This is a genomic window from uncultured Bacteroides sp. (assembly GCF_949298305.1).
Lineage (GTDB): Bacteria > Bacteroidota > Bacteroidia > Bacteroidales > Bacteroidaceae > Bacteroides.
This window is the reverse complement of the sequence record NZ_CASFWU010000004.1, coordinates 40,531-62,021: the sequence shown is the minus strand read 5'-3', so window position 1 is coordinate 62,021 and position 21,491 is coordinate 40,531. Positions and strand designations below refer to the sequence as shown.

Sequence of the window (21,491 nt, the reverse complement as noted above, 5' to 3'; positions counted from 1 at the left end):
GCAGAGCCAAAAGCCCCCGTAGCTACCTTTGCCTATTGAAACGTGAAAAACGACCTCCCGGCTGGGGGACTGCATAAGGGGGAGGGTTTACCGATAGGGAAACGGGATAAAAGTTCTTGTTCCATTTCATCTGATAGGGAACACTTTACAAAGCGGGCGGGAAAGGCAAGGGTGTCGGAAGCCCGTCTTTCGATACGCTTGTGCGGGTTTCCAAAGGCTCTTTTCACGAAAAACAGTCAGCCATGCCCCGCACGGCTGGCGTTTCGGGGAATGTGCCGGAGGAAAAGGATATAAGAAATGCGGGTAGCCCGGTGGACTTCCCGCAAGATGAATGGATGCTATTTATTGGAATACAATCTATTATAAGGTATTTCGTTACCAAAACCGTTACCTGTCTGTTTCCGGTTTGTCATAGGTAACGAAAAATTGAATTATGTCAGTTGGGGGCATCACATTTTGTGATACCCCCAACTGATTATAAAGCGATTTCCTTGTAAATCTTCTCAATTCCAACAACCAACAAATTTTTTATCAAGCCCTTGCATATCGTTGCCTATCTTGCTGTTAGTTATGCGGGCGTAAATTTGGGTCGTTTCAATATTTGTATGTCCCAGCATCTTGGACACCGTTTCAATGGGTACGCCCTTTGCCAACGTGGTGGTCGTGGCGAACGTGTGCCGGGCAAGCTGATTGCTGATAACGGGAAGTATCTTGCCATTCGGCAATTTGCCTTTGTACTTCTTCAAAATCATCTTGGGAATATCCAGCAAGGGAACATTTACATCTGTGTTCGTTTTCTGTCGTTTCGTCATTATCCAAAGTTTGCCATCAAATGACTTACGGATATTTTCCTCACGCAGATTTGCCACATCACTATATGCCAAGCCAGTGAAGCAGGAAAAGATAAATAAGTCCCTGACATGTTCCAACCGTTCAGAAACCATCTTCTTTTTGAGGATGATTTTTATTTCGTCTTCTGTCAGATACCCCCTGTCCACTTTCTCTAACCGGATTTTATAGTTGGCAAACGGGTCTTTTTCCAATATGCCGTTATTACGAGCAATAATGATGATACGTTTGAAAAATTGCATGAATTTAGCGGTCGTGTTGTAGCCACATTTGCAAGCTGTACGCAAATACAACTCAAAATCGGTAATGAACATTGGGGTTATTTCCTTTATGGATATATCCGAAAGATGGTACTTGCGTTGAATGAACTCGGCAAGATGACGTTTGGTCACTTCGTATTTTTGATAAGTAGCTTTTGTTTTGGAAATACCTATCAGTTGCTTCACATCGTCATTGTGTTTCTGAAACAGGGCAAGAATGGTTTCATGGTTGTCGCTGTGTCCCAGAAACTCATTTTTCACCTTTTCAGCAGTAACATAGTTATCACGCCGTTGCATTTCATGATAAATGGTATTCAGTGAAGCATTTATGTCACTCAGCATTCGATTAATACGTCCGGCTTCCGCAGAGCGTCCGACTGCTTTTCCTGCTTTGGCATCCCATATATCAGGAGATACATCCAACTTTGTATTAAAACGGCTTGCAATCCCGTCCACTGTTATACGCACAAAAATGGGGTACATGCCATTGGCTTTCTGTTTGTCTTTCTTGACATAAAAACAGATGCTAAACGTACTTTTCATAAACTCATTTTTTAGATTACAAAACTAATTTAATTCACTCAAAATGAGCTTTATGCAGACAAGCCAAATAGCGACAAGACTTCGCCAATTTTAGACAATCTGTACCCCCTTTATGCTTTTAGTTGTCGGGGGTACGAGTTAGGTTACGAACTTTGTCTTTAAGGGGCGAAATGGTGTACTTTAAGGCAGACATAAGGGGATAAAAAAAGTCCCACAAATCATTGAATTTGTGGGACTTGTCTGTTCGTTGTCCGGTTTTGTCCGATACGTTCAGCGGAGAGACAGGGATTCGAACCCCGGGTACCTCGCGGTACAACGGTTTTCAAGACCGCCGCAATCGACCACTCTGCCACCTCTCCAATATTACCAATTCCGGATTAGCTTTTCTCTTAAAGCGCTGCAAAGGTACGAATCTTTTTTAATTCTGCAAACACATTAGGTATTTTTTCATGAATTAATCGTATTTTTGTCTCCAAATTAGGTTAAGCCAATGATATATCCACAGAACTTTGAACAAAAAATAGGTTTTGACCAAATACGCCAGATACTGAAAGAGAAGTGCTTAAGTACGCTGGGAGAAGAGAGAGTTGACGATATGGGGTTCTCCGACCGCTTTAACGAAATAGAAGAAAAGCTGGAACAGGTCGGTGAATTCGTCCGTATCATCCGGGAAGAAGACAACTTTCCAGCCCAATACTTTTTCGATGTACGTCCGTCACTGAAGCGCATTCGCGTTGAAGGAATGTACCTGGATGAACAGGAACTGTTCGACCTCCGCCGTTCGCTGGAAACCATTCGGGACATTGTGAGGTTCCTGCAAGTGAAAAGCGATGACGAAGAAACGTCCCCCTACCCCAGCCTGAGCAGACTGGCGGGCGACATCACCGTATTCCCGCAACTGATAGCGAAAATCAACGGAATTCTGTCTCCCTATGGCAAAATAAAAGATAATGCCTCCACCGAACTGGCACGCATCCGACGCGAACTGACCAGCACTATGGGAAGCATCTCGCGGTCACTGAACAGCATTCTGCGCAATGCACAGTCGGAAGGCATTGTCGACAAAGACGTCACGCCCACCATGCGCGACGGACGACTGGTGATTCCTGTCGTGCCCGCCCTGAAACGAAAAATTAAAGGTATAGTGCACGATGAATCTGCCAGTGGCAAGACTGTATTCATAGAACCGGCAGAAGTAGTAGAGGCCAACAACCGCATCCGCGAACTGGAAGGTGAAGAACGGCGCGAGATTATCCGCATCCTAACAGAGTTCTCCAACCTGTTGCGGCCCTCGATACCCGACGTACTTCTGTCCTACGAGTTCCTGGCCGAGATTGACTTTATCCGCGCCAAAGCCCTGTTTGCCGAACAGACAGCTGCTCTGAAACCGGCACTCGAAAACGAACAGATTATAGATTGGGCCATGGCTGTACATCCGCTGCTACAACTGTCGCTGGCCAAGCACGGCAAGAAAGTAGTGCCGCTTGACATTGAACTCAACCGACAACGGCGCATTCTCATCATTTCCGGACCCAACGCCGGCGGAAAGTCGGTCTGCCTGAAAACAGTAGGGCTGCTACAATACATGTTGCAGTGCGGACTGCTTATCCCGATGCACGAACGCAGCCGTGCCGGCATCTTCAGCAGTATATTCATCGACATTGGCGACGAGCAGTCCATCGAGGACGACTTAAGTACCTACTCCTCGCATCTGACCAATATGAAAATCATGATGAAGAACTGCAACGAACGCAGCCTCATCCTGATTGACGAGTTTGGTGGAGGAACCGAGCCGCAGATAGGCGGCGCTATCGCCGAAGCCGTGCTGAAGCGTTTCAACCTGAAAAAGACGTTCGGCGTTATCACCACCCATTACCAGAACCTGAAGCACTTTGCCGAAAACCACGAAGGAGTGGTGAACGGCGCCATGCTGTACGACCGACACCTGATGCAGGCCCTCTTCCAGTTGCAGATAGGCAATCCGGGCAGTTCGTTCGCAGTCGAGATAGCCCGCAAGATTGGTCTGCCGGAAGACGTCATTGCCGACGCCTCTGAGATAGTAGGCAGCGAGTACATCCAAAGCGACAAATACCTGCAGGACATTGTGCGCGACAAGCGTTATTGGGAAACCAAACGGCAGAACATCCGCCAACGCGAAAAGCAGATGGAAGAAACCATTGCCCGCTATCAGGCCGAGATGGAAGAGTTGCAGAAGTCGCGCAAGGAAATTCTGCGCAATGCCAAGGAAGAAGCAGAACAGCTGATGCAGGAAGCCAACGCCCGCATTGAGAACACCATACGCACCATCAAGGAAACGCAGGCCGAAAAGGAGAAGACCCGTCAGGCGCGGCAGGAACTGACCGACTTCAAGGAGTCTCTGGAAGTGCTGACCGACAAGGAGCAGGAAGATAAGATTGCCCGCAAGATGGAAAAACTGAAGGAGAAGCAGAACCGGAAGAAGGAAAAGAAAAGCCGCGAAGCCACTACCTTGTCTGCCGAAGAGCAGGCTGCACGCCAGGCACGACTGGAGGCTGAACGTCTGGCAGCCATCGTACCAGGAGCGACTGTTAAAATAAAAGGACAAACTACCGTAGGCGAAGTGATGGAAGTGAACGGAAAGAATGCTGTCGTAGCTTTCGGCAGCATCAAGACAACCATACGCATAGACCGTCTGGAACGGACCAATGCCCAACCGCGTCAGGCCGACGTGCCGACCAAAAGTACTTTCATCAGCAGCCAGACACAGGACAGCATGTACGAAAAAAAGCTGCACTTCAAACAAGACATCGACGTGCGCGGTATGAGGGGCGACGAGGCTTTACAGGCCGTCACCTACTTCATCGACGATGCCATACTGGTAGGTGTCTCACGCGTACGTATCCTGCATGGCACGGGCACAGGCATCCTGCGTACCCTTATCCGCCAGTACCTGCAAACCGTACCCGGAGTCCGTCATTTTCAAGACGAGCACGTGCAGTTTGGCGGTGCCGGCATCACAGTGGTAGACCTATAACAGCTACAATATAAATACGTAAGATTATAGCCTACAGACTCAAATAAACAAAAGAACTGATTACAAAGAATATACGTAGCCCTGACATCTACTTATGAAATCAATCAAAGAACTCTATCGCATCGGCACAGGCCCGTCCAGCAGCCACACAATGGGCCCGCGCAAAGCCGCCGAAATTTTCCTGCAACGGCATCCTGAAGCCGCCTCGTTCAAAGTAACCCTCTACGGCAGTTTGGCTGCCACAGGAAAAGGACACATGACCAACGTGGCCATCACAGAAACTCTACAGCCGGCCGCACCGGTAGAAATCATCTGGGAGCCGAAAATCTTCCTGCCCTTCCACCCCAATGGAATGAAGTTCATATCACTTGACGCAGAAGGCAAAGAAACCGATTCATGGACAGTATTCAGCGTAGGCGGAGGCGCACTGGCTGAAGAAAAGGATGGCAACACATCGGTCAATACACCCGACGTCTATGAGATGAATCACCTGACCGAAATACTGCACTGGTGCGAACGCACCGGAAAAAGCTATTGGGAATACGTAAAGGAATGTGAGGAAAGTGACATCTGGGACTATCTGGCCGAAGTATGGACAACAATGAAAGACGCCATCCGCCGTGGATTGGACAACGAAGGTGTCCTACCCGGCCCGTTAAATCTGCGCCGCAAAGCCTCGACCTACTACATACGCGCCAGCGGATATAAGGCATCACTTCAGTCACGCGGACTGGTGTTTGCCTACGCCCTTGCCGTGAGCGAGGAGAACGCTGCCGGAGGAACCATTGTTACGGCTCCCACCTGCGGCTCGTGCGGCGTGGTGCCAGCCGTGCTCTATCACTTGCAGAAGAGCCGCGAGTTCAGTGACATACGCATCCTGCGCGCACTGGCCACAGCCGGCCTCATCGGCAACATCGTCAAACAGAACGCCTCCATCTCCGGTGCCGAAGCCGGATGCCAGGCCGAAGTAGGAACCGCCTGCTCGATGGCATCGGCAGCCGCCAACCAACTGTTCGGTGGAAGCCCGGCTCAAATAGAGTATGCGGCCGAGATGGGACTGGAACACCACCTTGGCATGACGTGTGACCCCGTATGCGGGCTGGTTCAGATTCCCTGTATCGAACGCAATGCCTACGCCGCCGCCCGTGCGCTGGACGCCAATCTGTATTCATCGTTCACCGACGGTATGCATCGCGTGTCGTTCGACAAGGTAGTCGACGTAATGAAACAGACAGGCAACGACCTGCCTTCACTCTACAAGGAAACCAGTGAAGGAGGACTGGCCAAAGACTACAAACCCATGTAAAAAAGAATACAGCCCCTTTAGAATGTTATAGTCTGCCGTTCTCAAGCCTCATTAAGAACTTTCCCCAATGCCCAACAAGGACTTATCGCAGTGGGAGTGTGAGTGCTTGGGAACGGCATTCCTTATCAGTCAGCAATCTCGTTGATGGGCCATTGGCTTCCTTCCTTTCCGCTGACGGCACGCGTCTGCAGCAAATGTCCGTCCGCCGAATAGAAAAGTTGTACTGCCTCCCCACCGTTTGTCACACTGAGCACGTATTGGGGAGGGTTGACTGGATATTGCAACCAGAAGGCTGCCGTATGAGTCCATCCGGCATAGGCGCCGTCGTTGAATCCAGTCCAAACAAGGGCTGGCAGGCCTTCCCAGGTAATGGAGACTTCGGTCAGTTTCCAAACGGCTGCGGCATTGAACCATACTTCCATCTCCCTGCCGTCCATCCGGCAGTTGGCAGCATAGTGTGTACCGGACATCCTCCATACCACTTGACTGGCGGACGGATACTTGGTTTTCAACGCTTTCGACACTTTCTCAGGAACGGCAATCTGAGGTTCGTCTTCGCTGCCGTTGCTGCAAGAGCCAAGCAGAAGAACGGTAGCGGAACAGAGTGCCAACATCAGATGTTTCATCTTCGGTCGGGGTTTAGGCAGGTTCATCATTGTTGTCTGTTATACTATTCCGAATCAGTCATCCATGCCAACGAACTGACCCTTCTTATTGAACTTCAGCGTATAGTCATTGGTCAGTTCCACTTCCACCCCTCCCTTGCGTTCTATCTTGGTAATGCTCTCGCGCGGAAAGTTCTGGCGTACATATTCCTTGACAGATACGGGAATCAAGGCAGCAGGTACGGCATTCTTCTTGCAATCTACTTCTGTCCAGTTTCCCTCGGAGTTGAATTCAATCTCGGTGCGGTTAGTCAGCAGTACTTCGTACTTTTTGTTCTTCAGAATGTCCGTTTCAATTTTGATATGGGCTACCTGAGGTTTGGTGAAGTACTGGTTGATGAAGTTGCGGGCTGTCAGCGGCAGTTGGTTGACATCCTGTGTAATGACATCGTCTGCAAAAGCAAACTGAACGGCCACGAGAGCCATCACGAGCAAAGATAGAACTTTCTTCATAATCGTTATCTGTTAAGTGTTAATAATGGATTCCGGAAGTCCGGCAAGGAGTCGGATGCCCTTGCCTTCATCCCTTTTATGCGCAAATAACGACAGAGAATCAGGAAAGATTTAGGAATAAAGGAAGTTTACAGGCTTTTTGGGGATATTTAACAAGAAAAAGGAACGGAATCCGCTTTTTAGGAGTCGAGAGCCCAAGCTTTACCTTCCCAGCCGGAAGCAGTGCATCCCTTCTTCCCATTGGTAAGTCAGTTTCAGACCGGACGAACGGGCAATGGTCTGTGCAATGGCCAGTCCCAACCCGGTAGAATCCTTTTTGCGGTCCATGCTGTGATAGAAACGTCTGAAGAGCTTGTCCGGGTCCAGTGGGGCTTCTCCTGTATTGCTGACAGTGAGCGAGACTGGAGTTGTGACGATTTGCAACAGGCCACCTTCCCGGTTGTGCAGCAAGGCATTCTTTATCAGGTTGGACAACAGTATCTGGGCCAGCGAATGGTTGCAGCGGATGATGAAAGGACGTTCGCCATACTGCCTGGACAGACGAATCTGTTTGCTTTCATAGATGTCCATCAGGTCGGGCAGCAGGGTATCCAGCAGTTCGTCCACCGAAACGTCTTCGCTTTCAGCATATTGCCCGTTCTCGATGCGGGAGAGCAGTAGCAGTGATTTGTTCAGTTTGATGGCTCTGCCCAAGGTGGAATAGATGGCATCCAGTTCTTTCATTTGTGCTTCGGACAGAGATTCGCTTTCTGCCAGCAGTTCCACTTTGCCACGGACAATGGCCAGTGGAGTTTGCAGTTCGTGTGAGGCATTCTCGATGAACTGCTTCTGCTCCTCGTATGCCTTATAACTGCGATTTCCCATGTCTACAGCCGCCTCACTCAACTGGCGGAACTCACGTATGTTCGACGGATTGTCCAGTGGCGGCACTTCCTTGCCGGGTTGGATGCTGTGCAGCCATTCAAGCAGGCGGTGAAGGGGACGGAACACACCCCTCAGAATCAACCGGATGCCGATAGAGGTGGATATGAGGAACAACAGGAACAGGGCACCCAGATACCAGAGCATGGCTTCAACCATGTCGTCGCGCTCCAGGATGGAAATCATCAACGTCAGCTCGTAGTATTGCCCGTCGGGCATACGGAAGGCGGTGCGCATCACCCGCACCGGTTCATCTTCGTCTTCTATTTCAATGTAAACCTCCGAGTCATAGAACACATCCCGGTAGTGTCTGCCCTCCTGCTCAGAAATGGGACGGAAGGTATAGAAGGACATCAGAGTGCCTGTGGTCTCCAGGATGGAAGGATCGTGCAGTGCCGTATTTATCAGGATGTTACTGTAGTTCTCCAATGTATCGTCCGTTTCGTCCACCACTTCGTCAATGATAGTCCAATAAAACAGCACTCCCCACACCGCCATCAGCAGAAAGAGCAGCAATGAGAGCTTGCGGTAGGTATAGTGCAGCAGCTTCATACTTCAGAGAGTTTGTAGCCGAAACCGTAGACCGCTTTCAGTTCTACCGTTGCTCCGGCCTGTTTCAGTTTCTTCCGCAAATTCTTTACTTGCGAATAGATAAAGTCCAATGAGTCTGCCTGGTCGATGTTATCGCCCCAGACGGATTCTGCGAGACTCATCTTGTTGATGACACGGTTGGGATTGACGGCGAAGTAGTAGAGCAGGTCAAATTCCTTGCGGTTCAGTTGGAGAGATGTTCCCTCCACGGCAGCCTGACGCTTGTCCGGCCAGAGCTGCAGGTTGCCTACGGTCAAAGTGGTATCTCCCTGCGCCATGCGGCGGCGTATCAGAGACTTTACGCGCGCATTCAGCTCTGCCAGGTGGAAAGGCTTGGTCAGGTAGTCGTCCGCGCCCAGTTCCAGTCCGTCTACCTTATCGTCCAGCGAGTCCTTGGCTGAGATGATGAGCACACTGTCGCTCCGACGCAAGCGTTTCAGTTCGCGCAGCAAATCCAGTCCGCTTCCGCCCGGCAGCATAATGTCCAGCAGAATACAGTCGTAGTCGTAATCGTTAATCTTGTCCAGCGCCGAGAAGTAATCGGCAGCAGTTTCTACGACGAACTTTTCTTTTTGAAGCGAGGTGCGGATGGTTTCCCGCAAGTCCTGCTCGTCTTCTACAATCAGTATTTTCATGGAATCAAAGGTAAGTCGGCTTTCTGGAAAGAATCTGGAATTATTCTTCTTTTTCTTCCGTTACGTAAGGTTCCTCCATCAGTTCTTCTTTAGCCAGAGACACTTGTCCGTCTGCGGTGACCGTAATGCGAAGAGGAATGTAGAGATCGGTCTGCGGATAGCAGATACTGGCGGCGTAGAGAATTCCTTCGGGGGCGGTTTTGTCAAAGACCAATCCTTCGAGGATGGAGTTTTTCAAGAACTGGGCATCCACCAGCGAGGCAAAGGTCTCTTTGGTGAAGACCTTGCTCACAACGACCTGCCCGTTGCAGGTGAGGCGCAGAGAGATGCGGTTGTCTACAAACTTCTCGCCCTGTTCGTTCTTCACGATGGGCAGGCTTTCGTCCGGCTGTCTTCTGACGGCGGACAAGTATTCCTTTCCTTGATAGGTAATAGTAGTCTTGATGTCAGATACCTGCATCCGCTGTGGGCCAGCTTTGGCAATGCTGTCCTCCAAGCTTGTTGCCGAGGTATTCTGACTGTCTTTCTGAGACGAATGGCAAGCCGACAATAACAGGCTTGCAAGACATATCCATAAAAAAAAGTGCTTGTTCATTGTTCTTTTTTAAACTGGTTCTACCCAAAATGAGGAGCAAAGGAACGAAAACGGCTGGAAATATACAAATGAAACCTAAGAAAAAGGGGATTCCGGCATTGGGAGTGAGGCAGCTTGTGGAAGCAATGGATATATTCACACCCTTTCACTGCCGTTCAATGATGATATCAAAGACGAAATGAGATGGCGTCACAGGCGTACTGTGATAAATGCAAAGCATTCCATTTCTGCCTGAAGCGAACAGTGTCCGTTCGCCACGTCCCAAATCCAGATGTGCATAGAAAAAGAAAGAAAGAGGACGGACGGTTACGGCTTCCCGCGGGAAGGTGGGATATCCCCATAACCATACGTCCTCTTTCTTTACGCACGGACTGTATTATTTTCTTCTGTCTTTTTTCCGTTCTTCCATCTTGGCCTTACGCTCTTTCTGCTTTTGGTTGTAGGCCTCATACTGTTCTTTTGTCATGATACTTTGCAGGCGGGTTTCATAGTCCTTACGGGCTGTTTCCATTTCTGCACGCCTCTTTTCAAATTCAGCCTTCCGCTGTTCACGCTGTTCGTCGGTCAGTTGGGGTCTGTCCTTTCTTTCCGGTCTTGCCTCACCTTTATGCGGACGGCGCCGGGACGCGTGACGAAAGTTTCCTGTTTTCTCCATCAACGCCTGGTTTGCTTCCAGCAGCTGTTGTTTCTGTTCATCGTTCAGAGAGTATTCCTTTGCCATCCGTTCCGTCATGCGTTCTGCTACCACTTTAGGGTCGGGTGCGTCATTACCGCGACGGGGGTGCTGAGGTGCGTCTTGAGCCATCATTGACATACCGCCCACGAAAAGGGCAAACACTGATAATAAAGCTATTCTTTTCATCTTTCTTTTCGTTTTAAATTACTGTCATATATTTATACCTATTGAGTGTTGCAACGTATGTATGACGCAAGGAAGAATGAATAGTTTAACTCGGCCAGAAGGCTTTAACATAAAAAATGAGGGCGAAATCTATGTTAACGGACCAAGAGCGACAGTTCGTCACCGGACTCATCGGAGACATTGCACAAGGTCTATTTGTTCTGATAATAGGGATTGGCGTCGGTCGTGTTCAGACCAGTTTCCTTATTGATGAAGGGGAGGAAACGGGTAGCAAAAAGCAGGCGCCCGTGGTTGAAGGCGTCGTAGTCCTGATCGGCCGGATTGAGGCTGCTGACGTGGACATCGCCTTGTGAGTGGATAAAGCGCCCGTCGCCCAAATAAAGCCCCACATGAACCACACTCTCCTTTCGTTGCGGTGTCGCCTTGCGGCCGAAGAATACCAGGTCTCCCGGAAGCAGGTTGCTGAAATCGGGGGCTATGTCAATGTGTTCGCCTACGTAAGCCTGCTGAGAGGCATCGCGCGGGATGATGATATCATGCAGGTAGAGCACCGTGCGTATAAAGCCGCTACAATCGGCCCCTTTGGAGGAAGTGCCGGCCCAAAGATAGGGCACTCCCATCAGGGTGAATGCCGTGCGGATGATGTCGTCCGCCCCTTGCTGCAAACGAGCCCGCCACTTCTTTTCAGGCATCGATACTGCTTTGGGAATATAGCCCGTTCGTCCGTCGGGATAAGCCACCTGATAAAAAGCGCCAAGCGTACCTGTCCACTTCAGTCGGTTGCCCGCCACTACATCCGAGACCGTTTGCGACTGGCGGTCCGGCCGGGTATAGACGAAACCGTAGTGGGCAGTTACCACAATCTTCTCCGCGCGGTTCCAGTCCGCCTGCTCCTCGCGAGTCATGGGGCAGACTCCTGCGTGGTGCACCCAAGCGATGTAGTTGTCCGGCGTCTGTATGCGGTACCAGCCGTCTCTTTGCAGGATGCGGACAGGCATGCCCAGCAGCGCCTGCGTGGTCATCTCGGAAGCAAAATCAGGCTTTACATGGATGTTGCAGACGGAGAGATTCACGACGCCGTAGGTTTTCCCTTCCAATGCGGCCTCGTCGGGCAGCAATTGCAGGCAGTCCATCACCCGATAGCCAGCTTTTTCCAGTCCGCCGAGTAAGGCCGCTTTGGCTGCGGCCGAAGTAACTTCACCCCGCAGCATCACGTTCTTGCCTGCACAGGCATAGTCCACATCGAACAGCGCCACCCGGCGGTCGGGGGCATAAAACCGCTTCAAACTGTCTGACAACAGACGGATGTCTGCAGGCAGCGGGTGTTCGCCTCCTACGGAAGCAGTCAGTTCCTGTGAAACAAAAAGGCAGAAGAAACAGAGCAAAGAGACATATTTTATCATCGGTAAAAGCATTAGAGAGTTAATTTGTCAAAGCAAAGCTACAAATAAAATTGAATTACCCTACATTCTTTCCGCAATTATGCAACAATTTTCCTATCTTTGCCGGACAAAACAGTCGGCCGGTCTGCCGCTTGCACACCCGTGCAGGAGGAAAGTCCGGGCAACACAGAGCATCCCACTTCCTAACAGAAAGCTGTCCGCGAGGGTAGAGTAACGCAGAAGAAAACAACCGCCGGGCTTCCCCGGTAAGGGTGAGAAGGTAGGGTAAGAGCCTACCAGTCTTGTGGCGACACAAGGGCTGTGCGTCTTGGGAGTTGTAAGGTCATGTAAACCGACGCTATCGAGAGTTGCTCGCTCCATGTCGGAGGGTAGACCGCTAAAGCCGTCGTGGTGACATGCGGTTCAGATAAATGGCAGACGCTTGAGGGGCGGAACAAAAACGGAGGGCAGTCTTGTTTTCATATAAAAAAAGCCTTATCCGGTTCCTGTCCGGCAAGAACAGAACCCGGCTTACAGGCCGACTGTTTTCTTATTATTGACAAACTTCGCAAGCTGAAACTAACCGGTGGACTCAAGAATATGAACAAGCGCATCGCCTCTCTCTGGAAATTCCTCACGTACGACATCTGGCGTATCACGGAGGACGAAGTTACCAAGACAACCTTCTCCCTGTATAACATCATCAAGACCATCTATCTCTGCGTGAGCCGGTTCACCCAAGACCGCATCGTCAACAAAGCCGCCGCCCTGACCTACAGCACCTTGCTGGCCATTGTACCGATACTGGCCATTGTCTTTGCCATTGCGCGCGGCTTCGGGTTCGACAATCTGATGGAAAGTCAGATTTTGAGTGGGTTTGGCGGTCCGTCCGAAACCACAGAAATCATCTTCCAGCTTGTAGACTCTTACCTGGCGCAGGCCAAGAGCGGCGTCTTCATCGGAGTGGGTCTCATCATGTTGCTCTGGTCGGTGCTGAACCTGATCAACAGCATGGAGATAACCTTCAACCGCATCTGGCAGGTGAAGAAGGCGCGCAGCATGTACCGCAAGATTACAGACTACTTCTCCATGCTCCTGTTGATGCCCATCCTGATTGTGGTTTCCGGCGGTCTATCCATCTTCATGAGCACCATGGTGAAGAACGTGGAAGATTTCACCCTGCTGGCCCCTCTGGGCAAATTCCTCATACGCCTCATCCCTTTCGTCCTCTCGTGGGGTATGTTTACGGCCCTCTACGTGTTCATGCCCAATACCAAGGTGAAGCTGAAACACGCGCTCATTGCGGGCGTGCTGGCCGGAACGGCCCACCAGGCCTTCCAGTTCCTCTACATCAGCAGCCAGTTGTGGGTGTCGCGCTACAATGCCATCTACGGTAGCTTTGCCGCCCTGCCGCTCTTCCTCCTGTGGATGCAGATTTCGTGGACCATCTGCCTCTTCGGAGCCGAACTGACATACGCCGGGCAGAACATCAACAACTTCAACTTCGACAAGGATACGCGCAACATCAGCCGCCGCTTCCGCGACTTCGTGGCGGTACTCATCATGTCCATCATTGCCAAACGCTTTGAGAAAGGCGACAAGCCCTATACGGCCGAAGAAATCTCCACCGAATGCCAGATACCCGTCCGCCTCACCCACCAGGTGCTCTACGAGCTGCAAGAGACAGGCCTGCTGCACGAAGTTGTGACCGACGAGAAAAGCGAAGACATCGCCTACCAACCTTCCATCGACATCAACAAACTGAATGTAGCCATGCTGCTCGACCGTCTCTATACCCACGGCTCGGAAGATTTCAAGATAGACAAAGACCACGAGTTCAGGGGGGAATGGAAGGCATTGCTGAGGGCACGCGAAGACTACTACAAAAACTCCCGGGAAGTGCTGCTGAAGGACCTGTAATTTTCCGTTCGGCGATTAACGGTTAACAAGGAAGGCATTCGGTTCGGTCCGAAACCCCATGTTGATACACTTCAACGAACAGGAAACGGAAAACAGAGTTCAAGTTCCGGAGTTGCCCCAACCTGCATGAACTTATAGTTGGCATATTGCCCGCCATCTCCTCCATTTACATTTTGACACTCTGACTTTCCTAATGCGCGAGAATCCGTTTTTTCGGCCTTCCGGCAGGCTTGCACGAAAAAACGGAAGCGGAACTCCATAATTATCTGCATGGCAAGACGATAGCAAAATCCTTACATTTGAAAGAGAGAAAAAAACGGCTTCCAAAGACGAGAAATACCCACTTTACAACTCTCCAAAGCCACTTTGGAAGAGCCAACGGTCCTCCCCGCAGGTCGCAAGAAGGCTTTGGGGCATACCCGACAAGCATTTTTGCACGCTTCGGACAAGCAATTTGCTCGGACGGAACAAGCAATCTGAGTGGACGGAACAAGCATTGTAGACGGACGACGCTTGCATGGTGGCAGCACCCGACATTCTACAAGTACCCTTCCGGCTCTTATTAAGCGCTTTTCATAAAAACGTCATGTCAGCAAAAAGTCTCCTAAAGCAACTTTTTGCAAGTATTTTTATGACATTCACAACATTTTCAATTGGATGAAAAAACCGGTGATGAATGGCTAATGACGGAGAGAACGTAACTGTACGGAGTGTATAAAATATGACACACGCACATGGCTTTTCAGACCGATTTTTAAAAACGAAGCCGTTGAGAAGTACAACAAGAACCTCCCAACGGCCTCAATTTATCTTTTCAACAAGGACTCCTGCATCCGGTTCATAATCCGCTCCCGGATTAGGTATGACCGAGCGGTCAGTAGTGGTTGTAGGACACGACCTTGTCCTTCGGCTTGCGGGCCTTCCTCCGCTTTTCCTTGGCGGGATAGCCGATGGTAATGTCCAACAGGAGACGCTTATTGGCGGGTATGCCTGTCAGCTTCTTGATTTCCTTTTCGTCAAACCACCCCAAAATGCAAGAGCCCAGCCCTTCGCTCTCGGCAGCCAAGACAATGTGTGCGGCAGCAATGCCGATGTCTATCAAAGGGAAATATTTATCCTTGATTTTGGCTCCAAGGAAGGAGGTGACGTTCATCGATTCCTCCACCACCAGAATGTGGACAGGCGCATTGCGTGCAAACTTGTTCATGCCCAGACTTGCGGTTGCCCTGCCTACCTTCTCTGCAAGCTCCGGGTCGGTTATGGCCACAAACTTCCACGGCTGGGCGTTGCAGGCCGAGGGAGCCAGGCAGGCTGCCTGCAAGATGCGTTCCAGCTTTTCCGGTTCTACAGGTTTGTCTGTATCGTATGCCCTGTCACTTTGTCGGGAAGCGGCCAGTTGAAGAAAATCCATTGTCATTGTATACGGACGCCAGTCGGTTGTAGGACTCATGGTTCGTGTTCTCTACTTGGCGTATTCTATCATGCGGCTGATGTACTTGCCAATGATGTCAAACTCCAGGTTCACCACACTTCCCTCGCGGATGGCGTGGAAGTTGGTGTGTTCGAAGGTATAGGGAATGATGGCCACCTGGAAGGTGTCGTCAGTAGGATTGCATACGGTCAGGCTGACACCGTTCACCGTCACCGAGCCTTTGTCCACAGTGATGTATCCCCGACGGGCCATTTCCTTGTCGAAGGCATAGCGGAAGGTAAAGTAATAGCTTCCCTCGGCATCCTGCAGGCCGATGCAGGTGGCCGTCTGGTCTACATGTCCCTGCACGATGTGCCCGTCCAGGCGTCCGTTCATCATCATGCTGCGCTCCACATTGACCTCATCGCCCACCTTGAGCAGTCCCAGATTGGACCGGTCCAGGGTCTCCTTCATGGCGGTTACCGTATAGGTATTACCCTCGATGCTGACCACGGTCAGGCATACGCCGTTGTGAGATACACTCTGGTCTATCTTCAGTTCGTTTACAAAAGAGCAGGTGAAGGTAAAGTGCACATTCTCCTGTTCCTTGACCATTGCCACCAACGTGGCGCATTCTTCTACAATTCCGGAAAACATAATAATGATTGTCTGATAAAGTTACGGTAAAAGTTAACTCCACAAAAGTACGTGATATTTTCCACATTCGCACATCGGAAGGCCAAAAATTATGGGCACAGGGAAGCATAAAAAAAGGAAGCTTTTCACAAAGCCTCCTTTTCAGTTTTCAATAGGTATTAGTTTTTTTTAAGGTAAAAAGATTGTTTTCAGGATAACGGTGCAAATATAGGGGCTTTTAGTGATACCAGCCAAATTAAAAAACATGTCATATAACATATTTTTGAGAAATCATTTGGATTTGTTATCATTTCAAAGCATTTCTCCATATTTAAACCCGTTTTCAGTTGACAAATATAAGACTATTTTTCATATAAGCCTAAAAATATCATAAAAACTTCAGTCACCGACTGTCATTGCGGATATTGTTCATCCGTACGGCCGCTATGCTTCAAAACCTTGGCATCAAGGAAGAAGACAATCTCTTCTGCAATGTTTGTAATATGGTCGCCAGAACGTTCAAGTTTTCGGCAGACACCGACCAGATTCAGACACGGCAAGGCGTTCTCCGGATGCTTGGCGATGTAATCGGCCAGTACTGTGGCGGCATTGGAGTTGATTTCGTCCAGCAAATTGTCCTTGACGAAAACGGAAGTGGCCAGTTCCTGATTTTCCTCCTGCAAAGCCTTTTTGGTCTGCTCGAGCATGGAAAGCACCTGACCAATCATTTCCTCCAGACGCAGATTCCTTATCAGCTCGGCATCCAGCGCAGGCTCTTTGCAATTGATGGCAAAACGGGCTATGCCTTCGGCAAAGTCGCCCAGACGTTCCAAATTGGTATTGATTTTCAACATGGCGAGCACAAAGCGCAGGTCGATGGCTACCGGATTGTAGAGGGCAATGATGTCCTCCACATCGCTATCTATCTTCAGCTCGAAGGCGTTGACGCGCCGTTCGCGCACCAGTACCTGCTGGGCCAGTTCGCGGTCGAGGGTGAGAACCGCCTCTCCTGCCCTGTCAAGCTGGTTGTACACCAAAGTCCACATTTCGTCTATTTCCTTTTTCAACAAGACGAGTTCCGATTCGATAAATTTTACCATAATGTCATTCTTTTATGTTAGTTACTGATGATTCTGTTATCCGAAGCGTCCTGTAATATAATTCTGCGTCTCCACTTTATCAGGATGCGTAAATATCTTTTTGGTATCGCCATACTCCACCATCTCGCCCATGTAGAAGAACGCCGTGCGGTCGCTGACCCTGGCCGCCTGCTGCATGTTGTGGGTAACGATCACGATGGTGTACTGCTTCTTCAGCTCGTGGATAAGCTCCTCAACCTTGGCCGTGGAGATAGGGTCGAGAGCCGATGCCGGCTCGTCCATCAGCAACACCGAAGGCGACACCGCCATGGCGCGCGCAATGCAAAGACGTTGCTGCTGCCCGCCCGAAAGGGCGTAGGCGGACACCTTCAGTTTGTCTTTCACCTCATCCCACAGGGCAGCTCCCCGCAAAGTTTCCTCCACACGCTGCCTGATGAAGGCTGCATCCGTCACCCCGTTCACCCGAAGGCCATAAGCCACATTCTCGAAAATGCTTTTCGGGAAGGGATTGGGGCGCTGGAAGACCATGCCCACATTCTTCCGCAGTTCATCCACCCGCACGTTTTTTCCGTAAATATCCTGGCCGTCTATCAGAATTTTACCCGTCAGGCGGGTATCGGGTATCAGGTCGTTCATGCGGTTGAGCAGACGCAGGAAAGTGGATTTGCCACACCCGGAAGGGCCGATGAAAGCCACTACAGATTTCTCCTCAATCCCCAGGGTGATTCCCTTCAAGGCATGGAAATCCCCATACCAGAAGTTCACGTCTTGAGTATCTATTTTGTTCAAATTTGCCATATCGTTTCATTTATTTTTCGTAACATCGTTGCATATTGTCTGCGACCGCCTTCCTGTAGACGTTCTCAGTTGCTCTTCACCTTTTTCTCAAAGAACCTCCGCAAGGCGTTGGCCAGCAGGTTCACCAGCAGAATGATGACTATCAGCACCAGTGCCGTCCCATAGGCTATGGGAAGCTGTGCCTCCATGTCGGTGCCGCTGGTGGATATGACGTACAAGTGGTAGGGCAAGGCCATGCACTGGTCGAAGATGCCGGTGGGAAGCTGGGGAAGGAAGTAGGCGGCACAGGTGAAGAGTATCGGCGCCGTCTCGCCCGACACACGTCCCAAGGCCAGAATAAGCCCCGTAATGATGTTGGGCATCCCCATGGGGAGTACCACGTGCCACACCGTCTGGAGTTTGGTGGCTCCCAACGCACGGCTTCCTTCGCGCAGGCTGTCGGGCACGGCCTTCAGGGCTTCCTCCGTGGTGCGGATGACCAGCGGCAGGCTCAGCAAGCCCAAGGTAAGCGAACCGGCCAGGATGCTGTCTCCAAAGTCCAGGTAGTTGACGAACAAAGCCATGCCGAACAGGCCGAACACGATGGAAGGCACGCCGCTCAGGTTGTTGGTCATCACACGGATGAAGCGCACCACCCAGCTCTTGGGCGTATATTCGTTCATGTAGATGCCGCTCATCACCCCGACGGGGAAGGCGAACAGCGCACTGCCCGCCATGAGGCAGAAAGTGCCCACAATGGCGGGCCAGATGCCGCCGGACGTCATGCCGTCGGCAGGAGCCGTGGTCAGGAACTCCCAGCTGATGACTCCTATACCTTTATATATAATGAATCCCAAAATGGAAAACAGGACAAGCACCACGCCCACGCTCAGCAGGCGGAACAGGCCGAAGGCCACACTCTGTGAAAGTTGTTTTTTATGAATCATATTCGTTTATTCTTTTTATATACCCGTCGGCGGAATCAAACCAGCTCATCAAATGCCGGATTCATAACAGATGTTTCCGCAACAGTCTTCTTTCTCTTTTTTCTTTCCCCTAATCTTCAAAATGGTTTCATTGCTTGAAACTACTGGTTTCAAGCAATGAAACCGGTAGATTCATTCAATGAAACCGATGGTTTCAACCGATGAAACCAATTTGAAACCAAAGGTTTCATTGTCACGACAACTTTTGAAACTTTTTCCTGACCGCCTGTTTCCGACTTTATACCTTTTGAAAACATGCGTTGTTTCAATTCCGCCACCCTGTTTTCTATCATACCGTGACATAACCACCCCATTCATCGGTTCCTCCTCGAAGAGACGGCTTCTACCGTAAAGTTAATCAGCAGGCTGATGAAAAACAAGACAACTCCAAGCAGGAACAAAGCCTCGTAGTGGGGACCTCCGGCAGGCGCTTCTCCCAGCTCGGCCGCTATCGTGGCGGGGATGGTGCGCAGCGGTTCCAAGATGGTATGGGGGATGACCGCGGCATTGCCCGTCGCCATAAGTACCGCCATCGTCTCGCCCACAGCCCTGCCTATGCCCAGCACCACTCCCGACGTGATGCCCGATATGGAGTAAGGTATCACTACCTTATAAATGGTCTGCCACTGGGAAGCGCCCAACGCCAGGCTGGCCTCGCGCATGGCCCGCGGACAATTGCGCAAGGCGTCCTCGGTCACGGTGACGATGGTGGGCAGAGCCATGATGGCCAGCACGATGCTGCCCGCCAACCCGCTCTCGCCCACAGGCAGGTCGAACACCTGTTGCAGGAAGGGCACAATCACAATCAGCCCGAAGAAGCCATAGACCACCGACGGGATGCCGCTCAGCAACTCCACCACGGGCTTCAGCAGGTTGCGCACCCGCGAATCGGCCACCTCGGACATGTAGACGGCAACCGCCAGCCCGAAAGGCAAGGCAATGAGAATGGCAAAGAAGCTGACCCACAAGGTGCCCGCCACCAGCGGCAGAAAGCCGAACAGAGGCGCGGGAGTGGCCGTGGGAAACCACTCGGCGCCTGCAAACACATCTTTAACAGAAATGGTATTGTCCTTCAGCAAATGCACTGAGTCAGGGTGTACAATGAATTGTCGGGGCACAAAAGCGATGATGCCCGGTGTACGTTCCACCAGGTCGGTGATGCAGCGGCCCGCATGTTCGTAAGCGGCGCCCAAATCGTCTTCGCTATAATATTGGGTAATATCCTCCAGGCGGAAAACCTTGATAGGCATGTCCTCGCCCCCTACCTGCGCCCAGTTGGTGATTTCTTCATCAAACACGTCCTTTATCTGGAGGGGTGAGAGCTCCTCCACACGGTTATTTTTGTTCAAGGCCAGCACATAGCCTTCTTCTATCACCTTGCTGCTGAACAGCCCCACCGCCTCCGAGAAGAGGAAGAGGACGATGAGCACAATGGTGAGGCTGGTGACGAAACCGCTGCATGCCAGTATGCCTTCAACAATCTTTTCAAAAAACTTCTTCATGTTGCCTATTGATTTCTGTATGCAAAGAAACGGAGAACGTGTTAAGGAAGTGTGACTGGAGTTTGAAAGAAATGTTACAAGTGTATTACATTTGTATTACAACCCCTCCCCCGACACTGTTTGTAAAACAAATGTAACATCCATTTGTTTTCTTTGCAACAAAGATTTGAAAACAGATTTCCGCCTTTATTCCAAAGGAGGAAGTCGCCCAACTAACAAGAACCATTATGCAAAACTCAGTGAAAACCCCACTCATCCTGCTGGCCGTTCTGTTCCTCACGCTGACGGCCAACAACGTGCAGGCACAACGCATCAAGGGAAGCGACACCGTACTCCCCATTGCGCAACAGACCGCCGAACGCTTCATGGCCCTCCACCCCAACGCCCGCGTCACCGTGACAGGCGGAGGTTCGGGTGTAGGCATATCCGCCCTGCTGGACGGGACGACCGACATCGGCATGGCCTCGCGAAGCATCAAGTTCAGCGAGAAGATGAAAGCCAAAAAACTCGGCGAAGAGCTGGTGGAAGTTCCCGTTGCCTACGACGCCCTGGCCGTAGTGGTGCATCCGTCCAATCCAGTCAGCCAACTGACACGCCAACAACTGGAGGACATCTTCCGAGGAAAAATCACGAACTGGAAAGAAGTGGGGGGCGAAGACCGCAAAATCGTAGTCTACTCCCGCGAGACCTCCTCGGGCACCTACGAGTTTTTCAAGGAAAGCGTGCTGAAGAACAAGAACTACATGAGCAGCAGCCTCTCCATGCCCGCCACGGGAGCCATCATCCAGTCCGTCAGCCAGACACGCGGCGCCATCGGCTATGTAGGGCTTGCCTACGTATCCCCCCGCGTCAAGTCACTCAACGTCTCATACGACGGCACTCACTTTGCCGCCCCCACACTGGAGAACGCCGTCAACAAGACTTATCCCATCGTCCGCCCGCTTTACTACTACTACAACCAACGCAATGCCAACCAGGTGGAGCCGCTCCTCCAATTTATCCTCTCGCCCGCGGGACAAGAAATCATTAAAAAGAGCGGATATATTCCCGTCAAATAACGATATACAAAAAAATAGTCGTATTT

18 protein-coding genes, 1 tRNA gene, 1 other RNA gene and 1 pseudogene are annotated in these 21,491 nt (G+C 50.8%); 5 read left to right on the top strand and 16 right to left on the bottom strand.

What is annotated here, in order from left to right; all coding sequences use genetic code 11:
* Positions 1-475 precede the first annotated feature (475 nt).
* Both Q1Y74_RS01080 and Q1Y74_RS01075 read right to left on the bottom strand, forming a co-directional pair.
* Positions 476-1,652: pseudogene (locus Q1Y74_RS01080) on the bottom strand (site-specific integrase).
* A gap of 274 nt (positions 1,653-1,926) precedes the next feature.
* Positions 1,927-2,011 (bottom strand) — tRNA-Ser (locus Q1Y74_RS01075).
* 131 nt (positions 2,012-2,142) lie between these two features.
* On the opposite strand from Q1Y74_RS01075, the gene Q1Y74_RS01070 reads away from it, so the two are divergent.
* Both Q1Y74_RS01070 and Q1Y74_RS01065 read left to right on the top strand, forming a co-directional pair.
* A complete protein-coding gene (locus Q1Y74_RS01070; protein WP_300811845.1) occupies positions 2,143-4,665 on the top strand; it encodes a Smr/MutS family protein in 2,523 nt (840 codons plus the stop codon).
* A 94-nt stretch (positions 4,666-4,759) separates the two neighbouring features.
* Positions 4,760-5,971, top strand: a complete 1,212-nt coding sequence (locus Q1Y74_RS01065; protein ID WP_300811844.1) for an L-serine ammonia-lyase — start codon at positions 4,760-4,762, stop codon at positions 5,969-5,971.
* A 125-nt stretch (positions 5,972-6,096) separates the two neighbouring features.
* Here the strand turns inward: Q1Y74_RS01065 and Q1Y74_RS01060 are convergent, their stop codons facing one another.
* The 7 genes from Q1Y74_RS01060 to Q1Y74_RS01030 form a co-directional block, all read right to left on the bottom strand.
* Complete coding sequence (locus Q1Y74_RS01060) at positions 6,097-6,597, bottom strand: PepSY-like domain-containing protein (RefSeq protein WP_300811843.1); 501 nt, start codon at positions 6,595-6,597, stop codon at positions 6,097-6,099.
* Between the two features lie 54 nt (positions 6,598-6,651).
* Entirely contained in the window at positions 6,652-7,089 is a 438-nt protein-coding gene (locus Q1Y74_RS01055; protein ID WP_300811841.1) for a PepSY-like domain-containing protein, read from the bottom strand.
* 201 nt (positions 7,090-7,290) lie between these two features.
* Positions 7,291-8,562: a HAMP domain-containing sensor histidine kinase gene (locus Q1Y74_RS01050; protein ID WP_300811840.1), complete on the bottom strand. Its 1,272-nt coding sequence runs from the start codon at positions 8,560-8,562 to the stop codon at positions 7,291-7,293.
* On the bottom strand, positions 8,559-9,236 hold the full coding sequence (locus Q1Y74_RS01045) for a response regulator transcription factor (protein WP_300811839.1): 678 nt from the start codon (positions 9,234-9,236) through the stop codon (positions 8,559-8,561). Before Q1Y74_RS01045 ends, Q1Y74_RS01050 begins: the two co-directional genes overlap by 4 nt.
* Positions 9,237-9,276: 40 nt before the next feature.
* Positions 9,277-9,831 carry a DUF4738 domain-containing protein gene (locus tag Q1Y74_RS01040; RefSeq protein WP_300811838.1) on the bottom strand — a complete coding sequence of 185 codons (555 nt, stop codon included), beginning with the start codon at positions 9,829-9,831 and terminating at the stop codon, positions 9,277-9,279.
* A gap of 376 nt (positions 9,832-10,207) precedes the next feature.
* Positions 10,208-10,693: a DUF4890 domain-containing protein gene (locus tag Q1Y74_RS01035; RefSeq protein WP_300811837.1), complete on the bottom strand. Its 486-nt coding sequence runs from the start codon at positions 10,691-10,693 to the stop codon at positions 10,208-10,210.
* Between the two features lie 191 nt (positions 10,694-10,884).
* Complete coding sequence (locus tag Q1Y74_RS01030) at positions 10,885-12,096, bottom strand: NlpC/P60 family protein (protein WP_300811836.1); 1,212 nt, start codon at positions 12,094-12,096, stop codon at positions 10,885-10,887.
* Positions 12,097-12,207: 111 nt separating this feature from the next.
* Between Q1Y74_RS01030 and rnpB the strand changes: the two genes are divergently transcribed.
* Together rnpB and Q1Y74_RS01020 are read left to right on the top strand one after the other, a co-directional pair.
* Positions 12,208-12,625, top strand: an RNA gene (rnpB, locus tag Q1Y74_RS01025) — RNase P RNA component class A.
* Between the two features lie 50 nt (positions 12,626-12,675).
* Positions 12,676-13,995, top strand: coding sequence for a YhjD/YihY/BrkB family envelope integrity protein (locus Q1Y74_RS01020; protein WP_300811835.1), 1,320 nt, complete (start codon positions 12,676-12,678; stop codon positions 13,993-13,995).
* Positions 13,996-14,869: 874 nt separating this feature from the next.
* Here Q1Y74_RS01020 and Q1Y74_RS01015 read toward each other — a convergent pair.
* The 7 genes from Q1Y74_RS01015 to pstC form a co-directional block, all read right to left on the bottom strand.
* Positions 14,870-15,406: a nitroreductase family protein gene (locus tag Q1Y74_RS01015; protein WP_300811834.1), complete on the bottom strand. Its 537-nt coding sequence runs from the start codon at positions 15,404-15,406 to the stop codon at positions 14,870-14,872.
* Positions 15,407-15,457: 51 nt separating this feature from the next.
* On the bottom strand, positions 15,458-16,063 hold the full coding sequence (locus Q1Y74_RS01010; RefSeq protein WP_300811833.1) for a riboflavin synthase: 606 nt from the start codon (positions 16,061-16,063) through the stop codon (positions 15,458-15,460).
* A gap of 392 nt (positions 16,064-16,455) precedes the next feature.
* On the bottom strand, positions 16,456-17,142 hold the full coding sequence (gene phoU / locus Q1Y74_RS01005; RefSeq protein WP_300811832.1) for a phosphate signaling complex protein PhoU: 687 nt from the start codon (positions 17,140-17,142) through the stop codon (positions 16,456-16,458).
* A 36-nt stretch (positions 17,143-17,178) separates the two neighbouring features.
* The gene (gene pstB, locus Q1Y74_RS01000; RefSeq protein ID WP_300811831.1) at positions 17,179-17,940 is read right to left on the bottom strand and encodes a phosphate ABC transporter ATP-binding protein PstB; all 762 of its coding nucleotides are present in this window, start codon (positions 17,938-17,940) and stop codon (positions 17,179-17,181) included.
* A gap of 65 nt (positions 17,941-18,005) precedes the next feature.
* Entirely contained in the window at positions 18,006-18,866 is an 861-nt protein-coding gene (pstA, locus tag Q1Y74_RS00995; protein WP_300811830.1) for a phosphate ABC transporter permease PstA, read from the bottom strand.
* Between the two features lie 149 nt (positions 18,867-19,015).
* Positions 19,016-19,198: a hypothetical protein gene (locus Q1Y74_RS00990; protein ID WP_300811829.1), complete on the bottom strand. Its 183-nt coding sequence runs from the start codon at positions 19,196-19,198 to the stop codon at positions 19,016-19,018.
* Positions 19,199-19,219: 21 nt separating this feature from the next.
* On the bottom strand, positions 19,220-20,407 hold the full coding sequence (pstC, locus tag Q1Y74_RS00985; protein ID WP_300811828.1) for a phosphate ABC transporter permease subunit PstC: 1,188 nt from the start codon (positions 20,405-20,407) through the stop codon (positions 19,220-19,222).
* 227 nt (positions 20,408-20,634) lie between these two features.
* Between pstC and Q1Y74_RS00980 the strand changes: the two genes are divergently transcribed.
* Complete coding sequence (locus Q1Y74_RS00980; protein ID WP_300811827.1) at positions 20,635-21,465, top strand: PstS family phosphate ABC transporter substrate-binding protein; 831 nt, start codon at positions 20,635-20,637, stop codon at positions 21,463-21,465.
* The last annotated feature ends 26 nt before the right edge of the window (positions 21,466-21,491 follow it).

Excerpts from the sequence above, each read along its gene's own strand:
- phoU (WP_300811832.1), bottom strand. The coding sequence starts at position 17,142 with ATGGTAAAATTTATCGAATCGGAACTCGTCTTGTTGAAAAAGGAAATA.
- Q1Y74_RS01010 (WP_300811833.1), bottom strand. The coding sequence starts at position 16,063 with ATGTTTTCCGGAATTGTAGAAGAATGCGCCACGTTGGTGGCAATGGTC.
- Q1Y74_RS01030 (WP_300811836.1), bottom strand. The coding sequence starts at position 12,096 with ATGATAAAATATGTCTCTTTGCTCTGTTTCTTCTGCCTTTTTGTTTCA.
- Q1Y74_RS01060 (WP_300811843.1), bottom strand. The coding sequence starts at position 6,597 with ATGAAACATCTGATGTTGGCACTCTGTTCCGCTACCGTTCTTCTGCTT.
- Q1Y74_RS01055 (WP_300811841.1), bottom strand. The coding sequence starts at position 7,089 with ATGAAGAAAGTTCTATCTTTGCTCGTGATGGCTCTCGTGGCCGTTCAG.
- Q1Y74_RS00990 (WP_300811829.1), bottom strand. The coding sequence starts at position 19,198 with ATGATAGAAAACAGGGTGGCGGAATTGAAACAACGCATGTTTTCAAAA.
- Q1Y74_RS01045 (WP_300811839.1), bottom strand. The coding sequence starts at position 9,236 with ATGAAAATACTGATTGTAGAAGACGAGCAGGACTTGCGGGAAACCATC.
- Q1Y74_RS01035 (WP_300811837.1), bottom strand. The coding sequence starts at position 10,693 with ATGAAAAGAATAGCTTTATTATCAGTGTTTGCCCTTTTCGTGGGCGGT.
- Q1Y74_RS01070 (WP_300811845.1), top strand. The coding sequence starts at position 2,143 with ATGATATATCCACAGAACTTTGAACAAAAAATAGGTTTTGACCAAATA.
- Q1Y74_RS01065 (WP_300811844.1), top strand. The coding sequence starts at position 4,760 with ATGAAATCAATCAAAGAACTCTATCGCATCGGCACAGGCCCGTCCAGC.
- Q1Y74_RS01015 (WP_300811834.1), bottom strand. The coding sequence starts at position 15,406 with ATGGATTTTCTTCAACTGGCCGCTTCCCGACAAAGTGACAGGGCATAC.
- pstC (WP_300811828.1), bottom strand. The coding sequence starts at position 20,407 with ATGAAGAAGTTTTTTGAAAAGATTGTTGAAGGCATACTGGCATGCAGC.
- pstA (WP_300811830.1), bottom strand. The coding sequence starts at position 18,866 with ATGATTCATAAAAAACAACTTTCACAGAGTGTGGCCTTCGGCCTGTTC.
- Q1Y74_RS01040 (WP_300811838.1), bottom strand. The coding sequence starts at position 9,831 with ATGAACAAGCACTTTTTTTTATGGATATGTCTTGCAAGCCTGTTATTG.
- pstB (WP_300811831.1), bottom strand. The coding sequence starts at position 17,940 with ATGGCAAATTTGAACAAAATAGATACTCAAGACGTGAACTTCTGGTAT.
- Q1Y74_RS01050 (WP_300811840.1), bottom strand. The coding sequence starts at position 8,562 with ATGAAGCTGCTGCACTATACCTACCGCAAGCTCTCATTGCTGCTCTTT.
- Q1Y74_RS01020 (WP_300811835.1), top strand. The coding sequence starts at position 12,676 with ATGAACAAGCGCATCGCCTCTCTCTGGAAATTCCTCACGTACGACATC.
- Q1Y74_RS00980 (WP_300811827.1), top strand. The coding sequence starts at position 20,635 with ATGCAAAACTCAGTGAAAACCCCACTCATCCTGCTGGCCGTTCTGTTC.